This is a genomic window from Oleiphilus sp. HI0117 (assembly GCF_001635235.1).
The window spans coordinates 1-401 of record NZ_LWGA01000430.1 but is presented as its reverse complement, the minus strand read 5'-3'; the positions used below and the strand labels follow the sequence as shown (position 1 = coordinate 401).

Here is a 401-nt window from a genome sequence, read left to right as displayed (position 1 = left end):
TTCCTTACTTACCACACTCGTAATACCGGATATGCGGAGCAATAGATGAAAAACGATTCGTTAAAGAAACTGGGTGATACAGCTTACGTAGATGAGTTATCTACCCAGCCTTTTCCAGCCTCAAAAAAAGTATATGTAGAAGGCAGTCGTAAAGATATTCGCGTAGCGATGCGTGAAATTTCACTTACCCCAACTCAGTTGCAGAATGGCGAGCTTGAGGATAACCCTCCAGTTAGAGTTTATGACACCTCCGGCCCCTATACAGACCCCGAGATAGAAGTTGACGTCACAAAAGGGCTAATGCCCTTACGCGATGAGTGGGTTGCTGAACGAAATGATACTGAAGAGTTACCTGGTTTTAGTTCTGAGTACGCAAATGTACGTGATCAAAACCTAGCCTT

At 44.1% G+C, this 401-nt stretch carries 1 pseudogene; it reads left to right on the top strand.

The annotated features are described in order from the left end of the window. Positions 1-45 precede the first annotated feature (45 nt). Positions 46-401 (top strand): annotated as a pseudogene (locus A3757_RS05040) (phosphomethylpyrimidine synthase ThiC); the annotation flags it as partial.